General features: G+C 68.0%; 19 protein-coding genes and 2 tRNA genes. 7 read left to right on the top strand and 14 right to left on the bottom strand.

The window, feature by feature from the left end; all coding sequences use genetic code 11:
• Position 1: 1 nt before the first annotated feature.
• From VFE28_10815 to VFE28_10800, 4 genes are all read left to right on the top strand, one after another.
• Positions 2 to 1,213 carry a cytochrome c biogenesis protein ResB gene (locus tag VFE28_10815; GenBank protein ID HZM16485.1) on the top strand — a complete coding sequence of 404 codons (1,212 nt, stop codon included), beginning with the start codon at positions 2 to 4 and terminating at the stop codon, positions 1,211 to 1,213.
• The gene (gene ccsA / locus VFE28_10810) at positions 1,210 to 3,024 is read left to right on the top strand and encodes a cytochrome c biogenesis protein CcsA (GenBank protein ID HZM16484.1); all 1,815 of its coding nucleotides are present in this window, start codon (positions 1,210 to 1,212) and stop codon (positions 3,022 to 3,024) included. The genes VFE28_10815 and ccsA overlap by 4 nt, the downstream gene beginning before the upstream one ends.
• Before the next feature lie 66 nt (positions 3,025 to 3,090).
• Positions 3,091 to 4,086, top strand: coding sequence for a DJ-1/PfpI family protein (locus tag VFE28_10805; protein ID HZM16483.1), 996 nt, complete (start codon positions 3,091 to 3,093; stop codon positions 4,084 to 4,086).
• A 52-nt stretch (positions 4,087 to 4,138) separates the two neighbouring features.
• The gene (locus tag VFE28_10800; GenBank protein ID HZM16482.1) at positions 4,139 to 5,287 is read left to right on the top strand and encodes a DJ-1/PfpI family protein; all 1,149 of its coding nucleotides are present in this window, start codon (positions 4,139 to 4,141) and stop codon (positions 5,285 to 5,287) included.
• 63 nt (positions 5,288 to 5,350) lie between these two features.
• Here the strand turns inward: VFE28_10800 and VFE28_10795 are convergent, their stop codons facing one another.
• The 11 genes from VFE28_10795 to smpB form a co-directional block, all read right to left on the bottom strand.
• Complete coding sequence (locus tag VFE28_10795) at positions 5,351 to 5,779, bottom strand: hypothetical protein (GenBank protein ID HZM16481.1); 429 nt, start codon at positions 5,777 to 5,779, stop codon at positions 5,351 to 5,353.
• Positions 5,780 to 6,180: 401 nt separating this feature from the next.
• Positions 6,181 to 6,921, bottom strand: coding sequence for a response regulator transcription factor (locus VFE28_10790; protein HZM16480.1), 741 nt, complete (start codon positions 6,919 to 6,921; stop codon positions 6,181 to 6,183).
• Positions 6,918 to 8,924, bottom strand: a complete 2,007-nt coding sequence (locus VFE28_10785; GenBank protein ID HZM16479.1) for a PAS domain S-box protein — start codon at positions 8,922 to 8,924, stop codon at positions 6,918 to 6,920. The genes VFE28_10790 and VFE28_10785 overlap by 4 nt, the downstream gene beginning before the upstream one ends.
• Positions 8,925 to 9,222: 298 nt before the next feature.
• Positions 9,223 to 9,299 (bottom strand) — tRNA-Pro (locus VFE28_10780).
• Positions 9,300 to 9,410: 111 nt separating this feature from the next.
• Positions 9,411 to 9,677 (bottom strand): hypothetical protein, encoded by a 267-nt coding sequence (locus VFE28_10775; protein ID HZM16478.1) that lies wholly within the window; start codon positions 9,675 to 9,677, stop codon positions 9,411 to 9,413.
• A 108-nt stretch (positions 9,678 to 9,785) separates the two neighbouring features.
• Positions 9,786 to 9,968 (bottom strand): redoxin domain-containing protein, encoded by a 183-nt coding sequence (locus VFE28_10770; protein HZM16477.1) that lies wholly within the window; start codon positions 9,966 to 9,968, stop codon positions 9,786 to 9,788.
• A gap of 71 nt (positions 9,969 to 10,039) precedes the next feature.
• Entirely contained in the window at positions 10,040 to 10,666 is a 627-nt protein-coding gene (rdgB, locus tag VFE28_10765; GenBank protein HZM16476.1) for an RdgB/HAM1 family non-canonical purine NTP pyrophosphatase, read from the bottom strand.
• Entirely contained in the window at positions 10,663 to 11,376 is a 714-nt protein-coding gene (gene rph / locus VFE28_10760; GenBank protein ID HZM16475.1) for a ribonuclease PH, read from the bottom strand. Before rph ends, rdgB begins: the two co-directional genes overlap by 4 nt.
• Before the next feature lie 35 nt (positions 11,377 to 11,411).
• Positions 11,412 to 12,020: a GerMN domain-containing protein gene (locus tag VFE28_10755; protein HZM16474.1), complete on the bottom strand. Its 609-nt coding sequence runs from the start codon at positions 12,018 to 12,020 to the stop codon at positions 11,412 to 11,414.
• 14 nt (positions 12,021 to 12,034) lie between these two features.
• Positions 12,035 to 13,540 carry an N-acetylmuramoyl-L-alanine amidase gene (locus VFE28_10750; GenBank protein HZM16473.1) on the bottom strand — a complete coding sequence of 502 codons (1,506 nt, stop codon included), beginning with the start codon at positions 13,538 to 13,540 and terminating at the stop codon, positions 12,035 to 12,037.
• The gene (gene smpB / locus VFE28_10745) at positions 13,537 to 14,025 is read right to left on the bottom strand and encodes an SsrA-binding protein SmpB (protein HZM16472.1); all 489 of its coding nucleotides are present in this window, start codon (positions 14,023 to 14,025) and stop codon (positions 13,537 to 13,539) included. The genes VFE28_10750 and smpB overlap by 4 nt, the downstream gene beginning before the upstream one ends.
• Positions 14,026 to 14,242: 217 nt before the next feature.
• Here smpB and VFE28_10740 point away from each other — a divergent pair.
• From VFE28_10740 to VFE28_10730, 3 genes are all read left to right on the top strand, one after another.
• Positions 14,243 to 14,329 (top strand) — tRNA-Leu (locus tag VFE28_10740).
• A gap of 104 nt (positions 14,330 to 14,433) precedes the next feature.
• Positions 14,434 to 16,947: an ATP-binding protein gene (locus VFE28_10735; GenBank protein ID HZM16471.1), complete on the top strand. Its 2,514-nt coding sequence runs from the start codon at positions 14,434 to 14,436 to the stop codon at positions 16,945 to 16,947.
• Positions 16,944 to 18,062 (top strand): hypothetical protein, encoded by a 1,119-nt coding sequence (locus tag VFE28_10730; GenBank protein HZM16470.1) that lies wholly within the window; start codon positions 16,944 to 16,946, stop codon positions 18,060 to 18,062. Before VFE28_10735 ends, VFE28_10730 begins: the two co-directional genes overlap by 4 nt.
• Here the strand turns inward: VFE28_10730 and VFE28_10725 are convergent.
• Genes VFE28_10725 through VFE28_10715 form a run of 3 tightly spaced genes read right to left on the bottom strand, consistent with a single transcriptional unit; the run spans position 18,054 to position 22,134 of the window.
• Complete coding sequence (locus VFE28_10725) at positions 18,054 to 19,418, bottom strand: heterodisulfide reductase-related iron-sulfur binding cluster (GenBank protein ID HZM16469.1); 1,365 nt, start codon at positions 19,416 to 19,418, stop codon at positions 18,054 to 18,056. The genes VFE28_10730 and VFE28_10725 overlap by 9 nt on opposite strands.
• The gene (locus VFE28_10720; GenBank protein HZM16468.1) at positions 19,415 to 20,680 is read right to left on the bottom strand and encodes an FAD-binding oxidoreductase; all 1,266 of its coding nucleotides are present in this window, start codon (positions 20,678 to 20,680) and stop codon (positions 19,415 to 19,417) included. The genes VFE28_10725 and VFE28_10720 overlap by 4 nt, the downstream gene beginning before the upstream one ends.
• Positions 20,677 to 22,134: an FAD-linked oxidase C-terminal domain-containing protein gene (locus tag VFE28_10715; GenBank protein ID HZM16467.1), complete on the bottom strand. Its 1,458-nt coding sequence runs from the start codon at positions 22,132 to 22,134 to the stop codon at positions 20,677 to 20,679. The genes VFE28_10720 and VFE28_10715 overlap by 4 nt, the downstream gene beginning before the upstream one ends.
• Positions 22,135 to 22,177 lie beyond the last annotated feature (43 nt).

The following is a 22,177-nucleotide window of genomic DNA, read 5'->3' as shown; positions in this document are numbered from 1 at the left end:
CGTGAACGCGACCGTGCGCAACGCTTTCAAGCCCCTCGCCTCGCTCAAGCTCACCGTGGTGCTTCTCGCCTGCGGCATCTTCCTCATCTTCTCCGGCACCTGGGCGCAGATCGACATGGGGATCTGGACCACACTGAAGACGTATTTCCGTGCTTTCTTCGTCTGGATCCCGTTCGCCATCTTCCTGCCCCGACACTGGAACGTGCACGGCGGCATCCCCTTCCCCGGGGGCTGGCTCATCGGTGGGCTGCTCATGCTCAACCTGATCACGGCGCACACCGTGCGCTTCCGCTACACCCGCAAGCGCCTGGGCATCCTCCTCATCCACTTCGGACTCGTGCTCCTCCTCTGCGGCGAGCTGGTGACGGGGATCTTCGCCGACGAGGCGAGGATGAGCATCGACGAGGGGCAGACGGTGAACTACGCCGAGGACACTCGCAACGTCGAGCTCGCCATCATCGATCCTTCCGGCGCGCAAACCGACCACGTGGTCGTCGTTCCCGAGTCGCGGCTGCGCCACCGGGGACGCATCCAGGACGCACGGCTACCCTTCGTGCTGCAGGTCGAGGCCTTCTACCCGAACGCGGAGCTGGTCGACGGCACCGAGCTGACCGCCGCTGGCGCCGGCCTGGGCCCGGTGGCCGATCGCGGCTTCGCCGCCAGCCTCGGGGCCCGCGCCCGGCCGCGCCCGTCGGTGAGCGGCGTCGACCAGGACGAGATCGACCTGCCGGCCGCCTACATCACCGTGCTCGCCGATGGCGAGAGCCGGGGCACCTATCTCGCAGCGCTCTACTTCTCCCTCATGCCGCGCTTCGGGCCGCAGGACGTGGTGGTGGGCGACAAGACCTATCGGATGGCGCTGCGCTACGTGCGGGACTACAAGCCCTACTCGATCTCGCTCCTCGACTTCGAACACGACCGCTACCTGGGGACGGAGACGCCGCGCAACTTCTCCAGCCGCATCCGCCTGGTCGACGCGACCCAGAACGAGGACCGGGAAGTGCTGATCTACATGAACAACCCGCTGCGTTATCGCGGCGAGACCTTCTACCAGGCGAGCTTCAAGCAAGGCGACACCGGCACCGTGCTGCAAGTAGTGCGCAACCCCGGCTGGCTCTTGCCCTATATCGCCTGTACCCTGGGGGCGTTGGGGATGATCGTGCACTTCGGCATGCACCTGAAGCGCTTCCTCCGGAGGACGAGAACGGCATGAAAGTCCCGGCCGCAGCGCGCGCTCTGCCCTGGGTGGGCGTCCTCCTCGCCCTCCTCTACGTCGCTTCCGCCTTCCGCCCGCCGCGGGACGGCGTCATGCCTCTTTCCCGTGCTGCCGGCATGCCCGTCGTGGACCTGGGCCGCACCAAGCCGCTCGACACCTTCGCCCGCTCGACGCTCCTCATCGTCTCCGGCCGCCAGAGCTTCTATCTCGCCGGTACCGACGGCACCTCGGAGCGCAAGGAAGCCAAGGGCCACGAGCGGCGGCCGGCGCTCGCCTGGCTGCTCGACGTCATGGCGCGGCCGGAGCAAGCCCGAGGCTATCGCGTCGTTCGCGTCGATCATCCGGATCTCAAGGCTCTCCTGGGAGCGGAGCGGGAGCGCAAGTACTTCTCGGTCGATGAAATCGTGCAGCACCGGGAAGCATTGGAAGCGCAGATCCAGCGTGCCACCCAGCTGCCCGCCGGAAGTCGCGATCACTATCAGAGAGCGGTCGTCGACCTGGCCCAGAAGCTGACACTGGTTTTCAACGTCGAGGACTGGGCGAACCTCTTGCTCGTGCCGCCCCTCGATCCGGCCGCGCCGGACGCCTGGGGCTCCATCGCTTCCGCCGAGCACCAGGCCCAGGAGCACGGCAACACCTCGCCCGCCACCGCGGCGTGGACGGGCACGCTCCAGGCTTGGCGGAGCCAGGATACCGCGGCCTTCGCCGCCGCGCCCGCTGCCTACATGGAGTGGCTGCGCTCCGCGCCTACCGTGCATGGGAGCCGGATGCGCACCGAGCTCCTCTTCAATCGCTCCGCCCCGTTCCTGCACGCCTTGGGTCTGTACGTCATCGTCTTCATCCTGGCGTCGCTCAGCTGGCTCCGCCTCTCGCGGTCGCTGGCGACGACGGCGCTCTGGGTGCTCGGCGTCGGGCTCGCCATGCATACCTTCGGTCTCGTCGTGCGCACCTATGTTCAAGGGCGCCCGCCGGTCACGAATCTGTACTCGTCGGCCATCTTCGTCGGCTGGGGCGGCGCGGTGCTCGGACTCTTCCTGGAGCGCTTCTACCGCAACGGCGTCGGCGCCGCCACCGCGGCGGGCATGGGCTTCCTCACCCTCCTCGTGGCGCACAACCTTTCTCTCGATGGCGATACCATGACGATGATGCAGGCGGTGCTCGACACCAACTTCTGGCTGGCGACGCACGTGGTGGTCATCACCCTCGGCTACGCCTCGACTTTCCTGGCCGGCTTCCTCGGCATCCTCTACATCCTCCGCGGTGTCTTCACCCGCTCGCTCACCGCGCAGGAGCAGGTGAACCTGCCGCGGATGATCTACGGCATCCTCTGTTTCGCCACCCTCTTCAGCTTCGTCGGCACCATCCTGGGTGGCATCTGGGCCGATCAGTCCTGGGGCCGCTTCTGGGGCTGGGATCCGAAGGAGAACGGCGCCCTACTCATCGTGCTCTGGAACGCCCTCATCTTGCACGCGCGCTGGGGCGGGATGATCCGTCAGCGCGGCCTGGCAGTGATGGCGGTGGCCGGCAACATCGTCACCAGCTGGTCCTGGTTCGGCACCAACATGCTGGGGGTGGGGCTGCACGCCTACGGCTTCATCGATTCGGCGATCTTCTGGATGTTCACCTTCGTCGCCACCCAGCTCGCCATCATCGGCACCGGGTTGGTACCCCTGCATCGCTGGCGGAGCCTGCAGCCGGCGGTAAAGACAGCCACCTCGCCCTCCTCGCCGCAGGGGGCTTCCCAGCGCCCCGGCTCCCGCCGTCCCGCCACGCCCCTCGCCCCTCCTGCACCCGAGTCGCCGCGCTAGGACGATGGCCTGATTCATCCGCTCTTTGTCCTAATCCATTGAATTGATTTAGTGTACGATTTCTCCATGACACCCTTCGATGTCCTGGAGAAACCCCGACCCGAGGCCCCGCGTCGCGTCCTCGTTCTCATGCTCCCTGCGGTTCACGCCCTCGACTTCGCTGGGCCGGTGCAGGCGGTGTACGAAGCGAACGGCTTCGGGGCCCGCTACGAGCTGCACTATGTCGGCGTCGCGAGCGAGGTCCGAAGTGCGCAGGGCTTCGTATTCTCTGCTATCGAGCCTCTGCCCGCCGTCAGCCCGGACGACTGGATCCTCGTCCCTGGAATCGAGTCGACACAGCTCGAGCAGGTCGACGTCCCTGGGGATTGGCTCCGACTCGCGGCCGCACGGTCGCGTCGCCTGAGCTCGATCTGCTCGGGTGCCTTCGTCCTTGCCCGGGCCGGCGTGCTGGAAGGAAGGCTCTGCACGACGCACTGGAAGATCCTGGACAAGCTCGTGGAGTGGAGCCCGACCGCCCGCGTGCTCGACAACCGCCTCTTCGTTCGCGACGGCAACGTGGTGACGAGCGCGGGAGAAGCCTCGGGCATCGACATGACCCTCGCACTCATCCAGGAAGATCATGGGCCGGCGCTCGTCGCCAAGGTGGCGCGCGAGATGGTCGTGTATATGCGGCGCAGCGGCGAAAGCGCGCAGGCGTCGATCTATCTCCAGCATCGCGACCACACCCATCCGGGCGTGCACCGCGTCCAGGACTGGATCGTCGAGCACCCGGAGCGCAAGGCCACGCTGGAGTCCCTGGCCGCCGTGGCGGCGGTCAGCCCGCGGCACCTGACGCGCCTCTTCCGCGAAGCCACCGGGGTCACGCTGACCCGCTTCGCCCACAAGGTGAAGCTGGAAGTGGCCCAATCGCTCCTCGAAAACCAGGGATTGACCCTGGAAGCCATTGCCGGCCGCTGTGGTTACGAGGATGCCCGGCAGCTCCGGCGGCTTTGGAAGCAGCAGCACGGCTCGACGTTGAGCAGCGCACGGCAAAGTCCTCGCAAGCAGATGCAAGCATCGTGAATGAAGTGGCGGTCGCCGGCCGCACCCGGCGCGCCTGAAGGAGGAGAGTCAGATGCACGGCAGAATCCAAGCCGGCGCCTGGATCGCGATCGCAGTGGTCCTCACGAGCGGACGCGGCCCGGTCTCCGCGGACGAGCCCACGAAGAAATACACGCGGAACGTCGCGATCGCCATCTGGAACGGTGCCGAGATCCTCGACTGGGCCGGTCCCAGTGAGGTCTTCGCCGCCGCCGGTCACATGGCGCAGCGGGGCAACGAGCCTGCCTTCAACGTGTACACGGTGTCGAAAACGAAGGATCCGATTGTGAGCCAGGGGTTCATCGACGTGCAGCCCGACTACGCGATGGCAGACGCCCCCAAGCCCGACATCATCGTCTTCCCCGGCGGCGGCGGCAGCTCGGTGCTGAACGACCCCGAGTTCTTCGCCTGGGCGAGCGAGGCGGCCAAGAATGCGGAGGTCGCGCTCTCGGTGTGCACTGGTGCGTTCGTGCTCGGCAAGGCGGGGCTCTTGGACGACAAGGCCGCCACGACTTGGTACGGCGCCATCGATGCGTTCGAGAAGCAGTTCACCAAGACACGGGTGCAACGGGGCGCCCGCCTGGTGGACAACGGCCAGATCGTGACCACGGCGGGCGTCTCCGCGGGAATCGACGGGTCCCTGCACGTCGTGGCGCGCCTGCTCGGGCGGCACGTGGCGGACCGCACGGCTCAGTACATGGAATACCGCTGGACTCCCGAGGCGTACCTCGCGAAGGACTACTCGGTGCTGAACCCGAGCCTCGACGAGCGCGGCCGGCGCCTGCAACAGGCCGACATCTACACGCGGGAAAACAACCCCGCTGCAGCGATCCAGATCTGCGAGCAGCTCGTCCAAGAGGAACCGGGCGACAATACCAGCTGGCTGCAGCTCGGCAACGCTTGCTACTCGAGCAAGCGCTACGACGATGCGGTGAAAGCCTACGCGAAGGCGGCGCGCTCTCCCGACCTCGCGGCCTCGGCCTGGTACAACGCCGCCTGCAGCGCCGGGCTCGAGCAGGACAAGGAGAAGGCGCTGGAGTACTTGGGGAAGGCCTGCGACGCCGGCTTACAACATCGCGAGCACGCGCGGATGGACGAGGATCTGGCGCTGCTACGCGACGATCCGCGCTTCGAGTCGTTGCTAGCCCAGCCCGCTGCCGCCGGCGAGACGGCCAAGCGCTAGTAGGGGGCTCGATCGACGTCTCCCAGGCGAGTTCCACGGCGTGCCCGCCACGTCAGCGTGGCTCTATGTAAACAGCTCGGCATCCATAGCCTCTTGCTTCCATGTGCGAACTTGTCCCTCCGAGAACCCGAGGCGGTGGAGCATCAAGCACTCTCTCCATGTCCGTGGCGATCCCGAGAATCCGAGCTCTTCACTGGCTTTTGACGGATAGAACAGCCTGAGGAGCTTGTCGAGACCCGATGATGGGCCGGAAGAGTCGTGCGTGAGATAGGCGGTGTCTCGGTAGGCACGCCCATAGGCCGAGTCAGGACTACCGGCGGCACCGATGTTCGACGCCAACTGCGCGGCGCGCAGGGCTTCGACTTCCATCTGAAGGTCAAACACCATTCTCACCAGGACGTCGACCCTCGGGTCGGGATCGGGACCTTTCCTTTTCTTTTCCCGAGGTATGAACAACGCACGGACGATCTCGGACCAGGTCATCTCGATCATGTGAACCGCCCCTCCACGAGCGCTGCTCTGAAGGACTGATGTGTCCGGGAACCGCTCACACGAGAGACGCCCGCTCATGGAGCGGCGGATATTTATGCAGACGGTTTTTTGCGTTGCGTCAGGGGGAGCGCCGCCGTGGGGGTGTGCGTCCGTGCGTCGATGTGGCTTCCTGTCCCAGGCCCCCGCTTCCCTTGGAGCCTGGTCACCCCCACGGCTTTGGCTCAATTCGGAGGGGTGCCGCCGCTGCCAAGTCACAGGCCCCGCTACCGGGAGGGAGGAGAAACGGCGGCACCCTGGTTCCGCTCGGGACGTGATACGAGCACAATCATCCATATCCGGTCGGTCGCCGACAATCCGTAGACCTGCGGATTTTTCTCCAGACGGACTAGAGCGCCGGCCTCTCAACCGGCCCAGACCTCCGGCGACTCATCGGTTCCCTGGCGCGACGTTCCGGGTGCGGGCCCGCTCGCGTCCCCTGGCTCCGGCGCCGGACCGATGGCGCTCACGAGACCACGGGAGACGGCGAAACGCACGAGCTCGGCATGGTTCTTCAGGCCCAGCTTCTCCATGACGTGGGCCCGGTGGGACTCCACCGTCCGGGCGTTGATGAAGAGCCGCTTGCCCACCTGAGGGTTGGTGTTGCCCTCGGCGACGAGCTGCAGGACTTCTTTTTCCCGGTTCGTCAGCAGGTCGTAGGGATCCACGTCGCCGTTCGCCGCCTTCTTCTTGTACTCCTCGAGGGTCGACTCGGTGAAGGGCGGACTCAGGTAGCTGCGCCCCGCCATCACCTCGCGCACGGCGTGCACCAGGTCCGCGGCATCGGCTTCCTTGAGGACGTAGCCGGAGGCGCCGTTCTGCAGCGCCCGCAGGACGTAGGCTTGATCTTTGTGCATGGAGAGCACGACGACGCGTGTTCTAGGAAAGCGCTGTCGCACCCGGCGCAGAACTTCGAGGCCGGGCAGGCCGGGCATGGAGAGATCGAGGAGAAGGAGGTCGGGACGCAGCTTCTCCACCTGTGCCATCGTCTCGAGGCCGTCCTTGGCTTCCCCGACCAGCTCGAAATCCGGCTGCTGCGCCAGACAAATTCGCAGCGTCTGCCGCAGGATCCCATGGTCGTCTGCCAGCAGCATCCGCACTTTCATGATCCTTCACCTCCAGGGTTCACGGCCTCCGGGCGCAGCCGTCCGACGACGGGCAACCGCACGCTGATGTAAGTTCCACGCCCGGACTGCGAGTCGAGCAGGAACTCGCCGCCGAGGAGAGTGACGCGCTCGCGCATGCCTGCCAGACCGCTGCCATGCCCGTTGCGGGGCCGGCAGCCGGCCTCGAAGCCGCACCCAGCATCCTCGATCCGCAGGTCCAGGATGGAGCCGTCACAGCTGGCGCGTACATCGACTTCCCGCACGCCGGCATGGCGTGCCACGTTGGTCAGCGCTTCTTGCACGATGCGATAAGCCGCTGTTTCCAGCTCGCAGTCGAAACGTACGTCGAGACCGCGATGCTCGAAACTCACCTGCACGCGAGTCTGCTTCTCGAAGCGCTCGAACATCCAGAGGAGCGTCGCCAGGAGCCCGAGATCGTCGAGCATGGACGGCCGGAGCTCCAGCGACAGGTTGCGGACCCGCTCCATGAGCTCTCCCACCAGGGAGCGCGCCTCCTGCACCACGCTGGCGCTCTCCCCGGGGCACTCGTGCACCGACTGGAGCAGGAAGTTGAGCCCCGTGAGCGCCTGACCGATCTCGTCGTGCAGCTCCCGGGCGATCTTGCGGCGCTCCATCTCTTGCACACCCACCAGATGCGAGGCCCCTTCACGGGCCCTCTGCTGCTCGGCGCGAGCTTCTTCGGCTTCGGTCATATCGAGGAGCACTCCCTGAATCCGCGCCGGCTCCCCAGGTCCCCCGGGAACCAAGACGGCCTCGTCGTGGAACCAGAGCTCGCGGCCGTCGCGCGTCATCAGACGGTAGCGGCAGCGCAGCGGCGCGCTGCCGTCGAGGAAAGCGCGCTGCGCCGCGAGGAAGCGCTCGCGATCCTCCGGATGCACGCGGGCGAGCCAGAACTCCGGGTCCTGGGTCCACTCCTGCAGTGGGTAGCCGAGCTTCGCCTCGATCTGCGGGCTGATGTACAGCGCCTTGCCTGGATCGTCGCGAGCGGTGATGTAGCTGATCACGGGCAGCTTCTCCACCAGAGTGCGGAAACGCGCCTCCGCCTCGGCCAGCTTCATCTCCGCTTCCACCCGTTCGGTGAGATCGCTGACCACGCCGGCCACGCGCTGCACCCGGCCCCAGGCGTCCCGCACCGGGAACAAACGCGCGCGCGCGTGGCGCACCGAGCCGTCGGGGCGCACGATCCGCATCGCCAAGGAGCTACCGAAAGAGAACTCCGTGCTCTCCCCCCTGCAGGTTGCGAGCATGCTGGCGTAGCGCGCCTGGATCTTCGGCCGGTCGTCGGGGTGGAGCCCCTCCAGCCAGGCCGCCATGTTGCCGTAGATTTCGGGCAGCGAACGGCCCCAGAGCTTCTCGTAGGTCGGGCTGGTGTAGAGGACGCGCCCGCTGGTGGGTTCGATGAGGAAGAAAACGTCCTCGATGTTCTCCGCCAGCTGGCGGAAGCGCTCCTCGCTGTCCCGCAGCCCCAGCTCCGCCTTCTTGTGCTTGGTGATGTCCCGGGCCTGCACCGAGAGCGCGACCACACGGTCGTCTCGGACCACGGGCCCGACGACGGAGCCGTACCAGGCTCCCACTTGGGGCGAGTAGGCCTCGTAGTACGAGGGCTCGGCGGTGCGGAGCGTCAGCTCCAGGGCGCTACGGATCGAGGCGTGGTACTCCGGAGCCGTCCAGTCGTAGATGCTCGCCTTGCCGATGAGATCCGCCTCCGACACCCCGGGGGCGGTGCGGTTCACGTACAGGAAGACGGCGTTCGTATCGACGATGGTGACGAAATCGAAGGGGTTGGTGGCGATGGAGCGCCAGCGCTCTTCCGACTCCCGCAGGCGCTCCAGGTCGGCGTCGAGGGCCTGGCGGGCGGCGAGGGCACCCTCGATGTGCTCGCGTAATGCCTTCAGGGCCCGCGCCGCGCTCGGAGCGGAGCTGGCCTGCCCCAGGTCCCGCTCCAGGGCTTCGAGGTGCAGGAGGGAGGGGTCGACGCTCACGCCGCCTCCGTTCGCCTCGGGGTCCACCGGCGTTCGGCGGCCCGAGAGGTCAGGCCACTTTACCACGACTCCTCCTCTGCGAGCGGAACGCATGCCGTGCCTTCGCTCCTCCAGGATCCCTTGATCCTGAACCGGGGTTCCGGACTCCAGCGATCCGGGGCCGGCCCTCTTCCTTGGGTCGGGCCGGCGCTGGCTCCGTTTACCTACTTACTAACGGAAGCGTATTCCGGAGCGAACAAAGGACATGAAAAGAGGCGGTTTTTCCTGGGGAGAGCCGAGGGATTCCGGACGGGAGAGGTGGTCGGGGTGGTCGGATTTGAACCGACGGCCCCCTGCTCCCAAAGCAGGTGCGCTACCAGACTGCGCCACACCCCGACTGGGACGAGAGGCTAGACGGGGGGATGCGATGGGTCAAGCGCACTGGAGTGGAGGCGAGACCTCGGGAGGTCTTGCCTTCCACGCTCGAGGCCGCGCGGCTCGTTCCACTCAACGATAAAGAGCCTTCACCTTCGACCAGGTATGGCTCTCGACCGGGAGGGCCTGCTGGATCGCGGCGCGGAGATGGGCGTCGTCGAAGCGACCCTTCTGACCGTACGCTTCCCCCACGGATGTGTAGCGCACGATTCCCCGGGCGTCGATGACGACATAGTTGTCGTAGTAGATGCCATAGAGGCCGGGGCCTGTGTATTGGAGGTAGCCCGCATTCCGGAGCACCGGGATGGTGTAACCCGTGTACTCGATGAAGCTTTGCACCCCTGCGATGGTCCCGTTCCAGCAGTCCAACGCCAAGGCTTGGAAGCGGGGGCCCTTGAAATCCTGCCAGATACGCTCGACGTCCGAACCGGCCGCCCGACACTGGCTTCAGCCGTAACCGATGAGGGCGAGGAGAACGACATGTCCGGGGTAGTCGGAAAGGGCAATCGAGTTCCCCTGGATGTCCTGGAGGCTGAAATCCGGAGCTGGATCGCCCGGGCCGATGGCACCTGCCTCGAGCGCTATCGCGAGCGTGAGGCCAGCGGCGGACAAACCAATCAATCGTCGCATGAGGGGCGTCCTTTCCAGGGGTCGGTCAGGCGCCGCAGGCGGGTGCTGGCCTGAGGGAGCAATTGCAAAACCTAGGCCCGCGCGGACAATTCTAGCACGATCGCCTCCCGCGCCGCGGCCAGGGCGCGGGCCCGGTGACTGAGGGAATTCTTCGCCGCCAATGAAAGTTCCGCCAAAGTGCGGCGCTCTCCCTCGACCAGGAACACCGAGTCGTAGCCGAAGCCACCCTGACCACGGGCGGCCATGGTGATGCGGCCCTCGATACGGCCTTCGAAGAGCTGGACCCGCGTCACCTCACCCGGCGTGGCAGGGCTGGCAAGGGCGATGCAACAGCGGAAGCGCGCGGTGCGCCGTTCTTCCGGGACGTCGCGGAGCTCGCGCAGAAGCTTGGCGATGTTGTCGGCGAAGGTGCAGCCAGGACCGGCCCAGCGCGCCGAGATGACCCCCGGCGCACCACCCAGCGCGTCGACCTCGAGACCCGTGTCGTCGGCCAAGGTCACGAGACCGGTGCAGGCGCAGAGCTCCCGCGCCTTCTTCGTGGCGTTCGCCTCCAGCGTCGCGCCGTCCTCCACGACCTCCGGACAGTGAGGGAAATCGTCGCAGCTTCGCAGCGTCGCCCGCACCCCCAGAGCCTCCAGGATGGCGGCGACCTCCTCCAGCTTGTGGTGGTTCCGCGTCGAGAGGCAGAGCACCCTCATGCGGGCCTGCCGAGGGCCCGGCGCTGCGCCGCGTGGATCTCGGCGATGCCGTTGCGGGCGCAATCGAGGAGGGCGAGGAGGGAGTCCATGCCGAAGGGTTCTTTTTCGGCGGTGCCCTGCAATTCGATGAAGCGGCCCGCCTCCGCCATGATCACGTTCATGTCCACCGTGGCGGCGACGTCTTCCTCGTAGCAGAGATCGAGGAGCGGTTCACCCTGATGCAGGCCCACACTGACCGCGCCAACGAGCTCGCGCATGGGATGCGCTTGCAGCTCCAGCTGGCTCAAGGCATCGTGCAAGGCCACGCAAGCACCGTTCACCGCCGCCGTACGCGTGCCGCCGTCGGCTTCGATGACGTCGCAGTCCAGGTAGATGGTGCGCTCGCCGACGGCGCGCAGATCGACGACGGCGCGCAGGCTCCGGCCGATGAGGCGCATGATCTCCTGGGTGCGCCCGCCGAGGCGCCCGCGCACGGCTTCCCGCACCGTGCGCGTGTTTGTGCTGCGCGGGAGCATGGCGTATTCCGCCGTCACCCACCCGGTCCCGGAGCCCCGCAGGTGCGGCGGCACGCTCGGCTCGATGCTCGCGGCGCAGAGCACGTGGGTATTCCCCATCTTCACCAGCGCCGAGCCCTCGGCATTGCGCAGGAAACCCCGCTGGATCTCGAGGCTGCGGAGCGCCCTGGGAGCGCGCCCGTCCGGTCGCTGCATGCGTCCTCCCCTGCCGCAGGCGCCTCGCCGCGCCCTCACTGCCAGTCGGACACCTCGATCGGTTTCGAGGTGTCGAAGTGTCCTGCCAGCGTGTCGATGGCCTGGCCGTCCACCAGGATCTGCAGGCGCGTCACCTGCGGGAAGTTGGCGGCCACCGTGCGCACCAGAGCTCCGAGCGTCAGGTACTCCGCCGTGCTGCCGCCAGGATGCCGGTCCACCAGGGCGTGGTTGAAATCGAGGAAGAGGGTGCGCGTCGACTCGGTGTAGTAGGTCTGCAGCAGCCGCGCTTCCTTGGGAAAGACCGAATTGTGGTGCTCCTCCTCTGGGCCGGCCACGAGCGCAGCAATGGCGGCCTCGACGCTCTCCTCCAGGGAGGCGCGCTCGGGGAGCGCGCGGCGCTCGCTCACCAGATTCTGCGCTTCGTCATCGGCGAAATAGAGCTGGAGGGCCTGCTCCGCCTTCCCCGGTTCGGGGCTGCTGGTGCTGGTTTCCTCCCTCTCCGGTTGGAGCGGCCCGTGCGGCCAGAAGAGGAGGACTCCTGCCGCCCCCAAGAGCACGACGACGAAACTCCAGAACAGCAGCCGCCGCTGTCCCGGGCTGCGTCCTCCCCTCTCCCTTTCCTCTTCCCCTTGCATCCCCTGCATCCCCTTTCCTCCCCTCAGCGTTTCGCCGCCTCGCTCTCCGGCTCGTCGACCCACCCCATGCGCTCGCCCTCGGCGGCGGAGCGGTCGCAGAGGCGTTGCACCGCGGCGGCGATGCCGGCGGCGAGTTGCGTCGCGTACTCCGGCGATTGCAACGTGCCTGCCTCGCCGGCGTTGGTCAAGAATCCTACCTCCACCACGACGGCGGGCATAGCGACGCCGCGGAGAAAGGTCAGGTTGGCTTCGCGCGCGCCGCGATTCGGTAGCGACAGGCGTTTCCCGAGCTCCGTTTGTAGCACCTGGGCCAGTTGCTGGCTGCGCGTCGCATAGGGGCCCTGCGCGTTCTGCCAGGGCAGGAAGTTCCCCGCCGCCGCCGTCTGCGCCCGGTTCCCCACGGTGTGGGGACCGACGAAGAGCACTTCGAAGCCACTCGCTCCCGGAGAGAAGGCGCCGTTGCAGTGCAGGCTGACCAGGATGTCGCCGCCACTCTTGTTCGCCAGCTCGGCTCGTCTTTCGTCGGTGATGCTGCGGTCGCTGCTGCGCAGGAGCTCGACGCGGAGCGGTAGCGCCGCTTCGAGCTGCGGCCGCAACCGGTTGGCGAGCTCCAAGGTCAGGTCCTTCTCCACCAGTCCGGAGCCGCGCACGCCGGCGTCGTCGCCGCCATGGCCGGCGTCGAGGAGGAGGACGCTGCAACCGCGGCGAGCCGCGCCTTCGGGACGAAAGCTCTCGCGCTGGGCGGTCTCGGGCAGCTTGAACTCGGGCTGCGGCGTGGGCTCCAGCCCGCGCCGCAACAGGATCACCAGCGTGCGGCCGCCGTCCCGGGTGCTGGCATCGAAGCCGTCCACGTTGGGGTCCAGTTCCAGGTAGAGCAACGCTTCACTGCCGCGTTGCTCGGCGCGCAGGCGGCGGACGAGCGGTGCCGGCGCATCTCCCACCAGAGCCAGCGGGTTCACCACGGCGTCGAAGAGGCGGACGCGCACGAGCTCCTTCGAGGTCGCTTGCACTCGATGCTGGAAGGAGCGAGCCAGATGCAAGCGCACCTCCGTATCCCCCGATACGGTCTCGTAGTCGATGCCGAGCACATCGGCGCCACCACCGCCCACCGTGAGCTGCAGTCGACTGCGATCGAAGTGCCAGCTGGGCCCCGCGGCGGGAGCGAGGACGGTCTCCAGGAATTCGAGCGGCAGGTAGACGCTGCCGGCGCGATAGCGCACTGGCAGGTGGAGCAGCACGTCGTCGTCCCCCACGACGACGAGCCGGGTGTCCACGGTCACTTGCAGCTTCGTCTCGCCGATCTTGATGACGAGCTTGCCGGTCTCGGGCTTCCAGAAGCGCTCCAGGCCCAGGGCCCGCACCACATCGTTGGCAGCCACGTACCATTCGAGGCTCGCAGCTTCCAGACGCTGGAGGCCGAGCTCGGCGGCGGGGCGCCCGTCCTCGAAGCGCACCTGCAGGACTTCGGCCCCGGCCGGGGCCGTCGCCAGGCAGAAGAGGGCGCAAGCCAGCTGCCATCCCCGCTTCATCCCTGCTTCGCCTCCTTCAAGGCGCGATCGACGTCGCGCTTCGCCTCCCGCTGGGCGATGGCGGCGCGCTTGTCGTAGGACTTCTTGCCCTTCACCAAGGCCAGCTCCACCTTGACCCGGCGGTCCTTGAAGTAAACGCGCAGGGGCACGATGGTGAGCCCCTTCTCCCGCGCCTTCAGCCCGTAGCGCAGGATCTCGCGCCGGTGGAGGAGGAGCTTGCGCTCCCGCTCCGGGTCGTGATTGAAGCGGTTCCCCTGCTCGTAGGGGCTGATGTGCGCACCCACCAGGAAGAGCTCGCCATCCCGGAACTCGGCGTAGCTGTCCTTGAGGTTGATCCGCCCGGCCCGGAGCGATTTCACCTCGGTGCCCTGGAGGGCGATGCCGGCCTCGATGCGGTCGAGGATGTGGTAGTCGTAATGGGCCTTGCGGTTGGTGGTGACGATCTTGATGCCGCGTTCGGCCGCCTTGCCGTTCGTATCGCCCACGGCACCCCTCGGTTGTTCTCGCCGGCACCGGCAACGTAGCAGGCCGCGGCGCGGCCGGCAAGCGGCCGAACGGTGCAACCCGAAGCGGCGCTGCGCGATGCGTTGCTGTGTGGGTCGTTGACACCCTTCCCGGGGGTTCCGTAGAATCCGCCGCACGCCCCGGATGCAAGAGGTTCGTTCCTGTCCGGCGCCGTCCGCGGGCCGCGATGTTCCGGGTGCCGAAGTGGTGGAACTGGCAGACGCGCTGCGTTCAGGGCGCAGTGAGGGAAACCTCGTGCGGGTTCGAGTCCCGCCTTCGGCACCAACTCGATCGCCTGCTCTTTCTCCAACATGCCGGCGTGCGTCGGCGATCGCCGTAGCCGCGCTCGGCTCGGGCCTCCTCGGCCGCTGGATCCGATGGAACCACGCTTGAAGAGAGCCCGGCGTCACCCCGAGCTGCCTGCCGCCAAGCTGCGCTGGACCTGTGCGCCGCGCCAGCTCGGTTTCCGCGACACCCGCGCGCTCCCGACCCGGCCGGAGATCTACGGCCAGCCCAAGGCCCTGGCGGCGCTGCGCTTGGGACTCGAGATCCAAAGCCCGGGGTACAACATCTTCGTCGTCGGCCTCACGGGCACGGGCAAGACGACGACGATCTGCCGGCTCTTCGAAGAGCTGCACGTGACCGGCCCGGTGCCGCCCGATCTCTGCTACGTCCACAACTTCGAGCGACCGGAAGAGCCGTGGGCCTTGCAACTTCCCGCCGGCACCGGCCGCATGCTGCGCCAGGACATGCGCGACCTGATGGAGTTCGTCCGGCGCAGCCTGCCGGAAGTCTTCGAAAGCGAGGCCTACCAGACGCGCCACCGGCGGACGTTGGAGGTCTTCAAGGAGCGCGGTCGCGCGGCGTTCAAGGAGTTCGAGGGGCGGGTCGAGAAAGAGGGCTTCCGCATCGTGCAGATCCAGATGGGCGCGCTCACCCACGCGGAGCTGCACGCCTTGGTGGCGGGCGAGCCGCTGCCCATGGAGCGGCTCAAGGACATGGCTGACGAGGGCCGCTTCGGCCGCGACGAGCTCAAGACCCTGCGCGGGAAGTACGAGAAGCTCACGGTCGGTCTGCAGAGCGTCTTGCAGGAGGGGCGGCGCATCGAGAAGGAGCTCGGCGAATCGCTGCGCAAGCTGGACCGTCACTTCGCCACCCTCGTCGTCCGCGACCCGCTCAAGGAACTGCAGGAGAAGTATGCCAAGCTGCCGCGCCTGCTCGCCTATCTCGCCGCGGTGCAGGAGCACATCCTCGATTCCCTCGCCAAGTTCGCCCGCGCCGCGCAGGAAGGTTCGGGCGACGAGGACACCGGCCCGACGCCGCGGCTCCGGGAGTACGAGGTGAACCTGGTGGTGGACCACGCGGAGTCCAAGGGCCCGCCGGTGGTCATCGAGTCGTCGCCGACGCTCCGCAACCTCTTCGGTGGCGTGGACTTCGTGCCGCTCCGCAGCGGCGGTTGGCGCTCGGATTTCACCCGCATCAGCGCCGGCAGCCTGCTGCGGGCGCACGGCGGTTACCTGGTCTTCAACTTGCACGACGTCGGTGAGCCCGGCCTGTGGCCGCTGCTCAAGCGCACGCTCAAGAATCGCAAGGCCGAGATCCATCCTCCCGAGTCGCCCTTGATCGCCGCCTCGGCTCTCAAGCCGGAGCCGGTGACCTTGGACGTCAAGGTGGTGGTCATCGGCGACGTCCTCACCTACAGCATGCTGCACGCCTACGACGACGAGTTCCGCAAGATCTTCAAGGTGAAGGCGGACTTCGACTCTTCCATGCCCAGGACGCGGCGCAGCATGCAACAGTACGCCCGCTTTCTCGCCACCCTGGCGGAGAGCGAGAACCTGCTGCCCTTCGATGGGAGCGGCGTCGCCGGCATTCTGGAATTCGGGGCGCGCTTCGCCGGCCGGCAGGACCGGCTCAGCACCCGCTTCAGCGACATCGCCGATGTGGCGCGGGAGGCGCATTACTGGGCGAAGAAGAACCGGAGCCGCACCATCGGTGTGGCGCACGTGGACCAGGCCCTGCAGCAGCGCGTGCAGCGGGTGAACCTGCTGGAAGAGCGGGTGCAGCGCTCCATCAACGAGGGCGCCCTACTCCTGGACCTGCGGGGCAAGAAGATCGGCCAGTTGAACGGCCTCACCGTGTTCGACCTCGGGGACTACACCTTCGGGCGGCCGTCGCGTCTCACCAGCGAGGTCTCCATGGGGAGGTCGGGAATCATCAACATCGAACGGGAATCGAACCTCTCCGGCTCGACCCACGACAAAGGGATGCTCATCCTGGCGGGGTATCTGCGCGGCAAGTACGCCCAGCAACGGCCGCTCACGCTCTCGGCGAGCATCGCTTTCGAGCAGTCCTACGGTGGCGTGGACGGCGACAGCGCCTCGGCGGCGGAGCTCTTCGCCCTGATTTCCGCCATCGCCCGACTGCCGCTCCGGCAGGATCTGGCGGTGACGGGATCCATCAATCAGAAGGGCGAGATCCAGCCCATCGGCGGCATCAACGAGAAGATCGAAGGTTTCTTCGACACCTGCAAGGCGCGGGGGCTCACCGGCACCCAGGGCGTGATCTTCCCGGGGACGAACGCGCCGGAACTCATGCTGCGCAAGGACGTGGTGGCGGCGGTGCGAGCCGGCAAGTTCCACCTCCATGCGGTGCGCAGCGTCGACCAGGGCCTGGAGATCCTCACTGGTGTCAAGGCCGGACGGCGGACGAAGAGCGGGTACGAACGCGACACGGTGCACGGCATCGTGGACGGCGCCCTCACCGAGCTGGCCGAGGAGATCAAGGAATACGTCGAGGCGAGCGACACCGTGAGCGGGCGGCCCCCGACCCAGGGCCTGGCGGACGACGACGAAGAAGATGGTGACGTGCTGCGGCGGCGCCGGCCGCGGAGGCGCCGGTGAACGTCTTCGAGCGCCGGTTGTTGCAAGTGGTACTGACGCGTCCCACCGCGCCCTTCCGCGAGCATTGGATCCGCGCGGCGCTGGAGCACGCGGCGCGCCGGCTCGGCCTGCGCTCGCGGCGCGATCGCTTCGGCAACCTCTACGTCGGCTACCGTCGCGGCGACGCGCCGCCCATCGCCTTCAGCGCGCACATGGATCACCCGGGATTCGAGGTGCTGAGCGGCGGGCGGCGGGCGCGTGCCGCGCTCCTCGGCGGCGTCGATCCGAAGCACCTGCGCGGCAGCCGCGTGCTCCTCTACCACGACGTCCACTCCCTCCGTGAGGCGGCGCGTCCCCCGGCGCCGGTCCGCGGCCGCATCGCCGCGGTGCACTCGACCTTGCCCGCCGGGGCTCGACGCGCCGAGGTCGAAGTGGAGATCGTCTGCGCCAGCGAGGTCGAGCCGCGTGCCTGGGGACATTTCGATCTTCCCGGCATGGAACTGCATGGTGGCATGCTGCGCTCGAAGGCGCTGGACAATCTCCTTTCCTGCGTCCTCATCCTGGCCACCTGCGCCCGGCTGCAGCGCCGCCGCGCCGTGGCCAACCTGCTCGGTGTCTTCACCCGCGCCGAGGAAGTGGGCTTCGTCGGCGCCGGCGGTGTGCTCCGCAGCAGCGTGCTGTCGCCTGCCCGACCTCTCGTCGTCCTCGAGACCAGCAAAGCGCTTCCCACGGCGCCCATGGGCCGCGGCCCGGTGCTGCGCGTCGGCGACCGCATGTCCTCTTTCGACCCGGAGATGGATCTGTGGCTCTCGGCAAGCGCCGCGGAGCTCGCCGAGGCGGAACCTCGCTTCCTCTTCCAACGCGCTCTCATGACGGGCGGCGCCTGCGAGGCGTCGCTCTTCATCCTGCACGGGCGTCGGGTCGGCGCGCTGGCCATGCCGCTCGGCAACTATCACAACATGACGCCCCGCGGCGGCATCGGCCCGGAGTTCGTGCGCGCCAGCGATTTCGATCAGATGTTGCTGCTGCTCGAGCACCTGGCGACGCATCCGCCGCGCCCGGGTCTGGTGCAGGCGCGCCGGGCCGAGCTCGACGCTCTCTTCGACCGCCTCGGTCCACGCCTGCGCTCAAGCTGAGCCGGCAACGCCCACGACACCAGCCACGGCTCCGGTGCCGCTTGCGGCCTCGCCGTACGCTGCTGCCAACAATTGCATGGGGTGGACGACTCGGACCGCGGCGAGGCGCGGCGTCGACCCGGCGGCGCGCCGCAGGCCGGAGCGGATCTGCAGGATGCAACCGGCGTTGCCCGTGGCCACCGTGTCGGCGCCGCTCGCCGCCACGTGGCGGATCTTCTCCTCCAGGATGGCGCCGGCGAGATCGGGATACAGCACGTTGTAGACGCCGGCGCTGCCGCAGCAGCGATCGGCCTCCGTGAGGGGCACGAGCTCGACGCCGGGGATCGCGGCGAGGACGCGCTTCGGCGCCGCCGAGATGCCGCGGCCGTGCAGCAGATGACACGGCTCGTCGTAGGCCACGCGAGCCGGCACTCGAAGCGGGGGCGCCACGACACCGAGAGCATCGAGGAACTCGCTGATGTCGCGGACACGGGCGGCGAGAGCGCTCGCAGGCGCCGCAAGTGCCGGCTTGTCGCGCGCCAACTCGCCATACTCGGCGAGCGTCGAGCCGCAGCCGGCGGCGTTCACCACCAGAGCGTCCACGTCGGCCCGCGCGAAGGCGGCGAGATTGCGCTCCAGCAGGCGCAAGCCATCGGCCCGATAGCCCAGGTGGAAGTGCAAGGCACCGCAGCAGGTCTGCTCCTGCGGCGTCACCACCTCGCAGCCATTGTGACGGAGCGCCGCGATGGAGGCGGCCTGCACCTCCGGCAGCAGCTCGGGGGCGATGCAGCCGCGCAAGAAGAGCACCCGCGCTCGCCGTTTGCCGTGGGCGGGAAGTACCTCCGGCCAGTCGCGCCGCGCCTGTCGCGGTGGCAGCGAAGGAGCAAGGGCAGCGCGCTCCTGGAGATGCAGGGCGCGGAGAAGACCGCTTCGTTCCGCGAGTCGCACGAGGCCACTCGCCTGAGCGGCACCGAGAAGGTTCGCGACGGTGCGGAGACGCCGCCTTTCCGGGAGCACACGCCGCAAGAGCCAGCGACCGAAGCGCGTTTCGAGCCGCGTCGCACCCGACGCCACGGGTTCGCTCTGCAACTGGGCGCGGAAGTCCTCCATCATGGTGGCGAAGCGGACGCCCGAGGGACAGGCGGTCTCGCAGGCCCGGCAGACGAGGCAGAGATCGAGGTGTTCCCGGAAAGCCGGCGTCAGCGCTTGCCGGCCCTCGTCGTGGGCGCGCATGAGATAGATGCGCCCGCGGGGCGAATCGGCCTCGTTGCCGAGATGCAAGTACGTGGGACAAACGGGTAGGCAGAGGCCGCAGTGCACACAATCTCTGGCGATGTCGTAACGGCTCTTCACGGGGGCTGGCGCGGTGCTGGTCACCTGGCTGCCTCCATCTCGAGCCAGGGCGGCGCGGGCAAAAGGCCCGAGGGATCGAAGACGGATTTGAGACCCGCCTGCAACGCTGGTGCCGGCGGCACGGGGCGGAAACCCTGGCCCACAGCCACCGGCGACCAGAACGAGCGCAAGGTGCAACCCGCCGCTTGCAGACGGTCTCGCAGCTCCGGCAGGCGCGGAGAGAGTTCTACCGGCACTTGCACAGCGACTGTGCCGACGCCGTGGAGACCGAGCGCCGCCACGCCGTCCCCGCAGCAGGAACGGACGACGTCGAGAGCCGGCACCACGGCGGTGGGGAGACCTGCGAGACTCAGGAGCACTTGGCCCGGATCCGGTGTGCCGAACTGCATGAGGCTCCGCCAGCGCGCTTCAGCTTCTGCGTCTCCGGCGATCTGCCCACCCCAGAGCGCAGCGCAGCCACGCGACTGCGCCTCGACCACGGATGCCTGCCCCTCGAAGCGCGCCAGCAGCTCGAGGTCCTTGTCCTCAGCAGCGTTCGTTCCGATTCCAAAGCTGGCGAGGAACGCTTGGGGCCGCAAGGAGCTCCGCTCGGCGGCGACGAGAAGATCCCGGGCTCGCTCCATGGGGACGCGGGCGAGGACCACGGCGGACCGTTCCGGCATGGGGACGAGACGCAGGTTGATCTCGCAGAGCAGCGCGAGAGAACCGAGGGAGCCGAGGTAGATCTTGGCGAGATCGTAGCCGCTCACATTCTTCACCACTTTGCCCCCGGTCTTCGTCGTCCCACCGTCGGCGTGGAGCACCCGGCAGCCGAGCACGGCGTCGCGCCACGTGCCTCGTCCCAGGCGGCCGAGGCCGTTTCGATTCGCGGCGCAGGCGCCGCCCACCGTCGCGGCTCGCCCGGGCCAGGGTGCGGGAGCGAGGCGCTGGCCCGCTTCTCCTGCCTGCGCTGCGAGTGTGTGGAGCGTGACACCGGCCTCGGCGATCAAAGTGAAGTCCACCTTCTCGTGCTCCAGGATCCGGTCCAGTCGCCGGGTGGAGAGGACGAAGTCCACACCGCGCAACGACCCGGCCAGGTGCAGATGCTCCATCGAACCTGCCGGGAGAACGTGGAGACCCTCGCGCGCCGCGAAACGCAAACCTTCCTGCACTTCTGCCGCGCTCGCCGGCGCCAGCACCGGCGTTGCCGACGGCAGCACCCCGGCGAGCGCCGGGAGCGCCGGTTGCCAGGCCTCGACGCTGGCAGCACCGAACACAGAACGCAGGCGCTCCAGGTCGGCTTTCACCGTCTCACCTCCGGAGCGTCGCCGGGATCCGGGAGGAGCATGCGGCCCCGCGCCTCGACGCAAGACTTCGTCGCGGGCAGCACCTTGTCGGGATTGCAGAGACCGCGGGGATTCCACGAGTCCCGCACGCGGCGCATGAGCTCGAGGTCCGCGGCATCGAACATGAGAGGCATGAGATCACGCTTCTCGACGCCGATGCCGTGCTCGCCGCTCAAGGCACCGCCGCACTCGAGGCAGAGCCTCAGGATTTCCTCGCCGGCGGCGAGAACGCGCTGCACCTGTTCCGGGTCGCGCCCGTCGAAGGCGATGTTGGGGTGCAGGTTGCCGTCACCGGCATGGAAGACGTTGGCCAAGGTGATGCCGTACTTCTCGCGCACCCGGTAGATCGCCTCCAACACCCCTTGCAGCTTGTTCCGTGGGACGACGCCGTCCATGACGAGCAGATCGGTGTCGATGCGGCCCATGGCGCCGAAGGCGCCCTTCCGGCCCTGCCACAGGCGCTTGCGCTCGCTTTCTTGCTGCGCTTCCTCCAGCGCCAGCGCACCGCGCTCCCGGCAGATGGCCCCCACCCGCGCTGCCGATGCTTCGACCTCCAAGGCCGGACCATCCAGCTCGACGAGGAGCACGGCATCGGCCTCGCGCGGATAGCCGGCAGCGTACACCGAGGACTCCACCGCTTCGATGGTCAGGTGGTCCAGGATCTCCAGCGCCGCGGGCTCGACGCCGGCGGCGACGATGTCCGCCACCGCAGCACAGGCATCACCCATCCTGCCGTAGGCGGCGAGCAAGGTGCGGACGCTCTCGGGCTTCGGCACCAGACGCACGGTGATCGCGGTGGCGATGCCGAGTGTCCCCTCGCTGCCGACGAACAGTCCCACCAGGTCGTAGCCCGGGGCATCGGGCTCGGGGCCGCCGAGCTGCACCACCTCGCCCGTCGGCAGCACCACCTCGAGGCCGAGGATGTGGCGCGTGGTCATGCCGTGCTTGAAGCAATGGGGTCCGCCGGCGTTCTCCGCCACGTTGCCGCCGATCGTGCACGAAGCCTGGCTCGAAGGATCGGGGGCGTATGCCAATCCAGTGCTCGCCACCGCCTGGCTCAGGTTCAGGTTGACGAGACCCGGCTGGACGACGGCGAAGCGATTGTCGACATCGATGGCGAGGATGCGCCGCATGCGCGACGTCTCCACGATCAGGCAGTGCTCGACCGGCTTGGCGCCGCCGGAGAGACCGGTGCCGGCGCCGCGGGGGACGAAGGGGACGCCATGGCGGGCGCAGCAACGGACGATCTCGGCCACCTCCGCCGTGGTCTCCGGGAAGGCGACGGCGAGCGGGCGGGTCTTGTAGAGGGTGAGCGCGTCGCATTCGTACACCAGGAGGTCTTCCGGACGCTGGTGCAGCCTGGGGCCGAGGTGGCCGTGGAGCTCATGCAAGAAGGCGGTGGTGTCTGCGTTCATGACGGCATCGCGTCGCATTCTACGTTCCCGCTCGGGGCGCGGC

Source organism: Candidatus Krumholzibacteriia bacterium (genome assembly GCA_035649275.1).
Lineage (GTDB): Bacteria > Krumholzibacteriota > Krumholzibacteriia.
The sequence above is the reverse complement of the archived record's forward strand: the minus strand, read 5'-3'. Positions and strand labels throughout refer to the sequence as shown.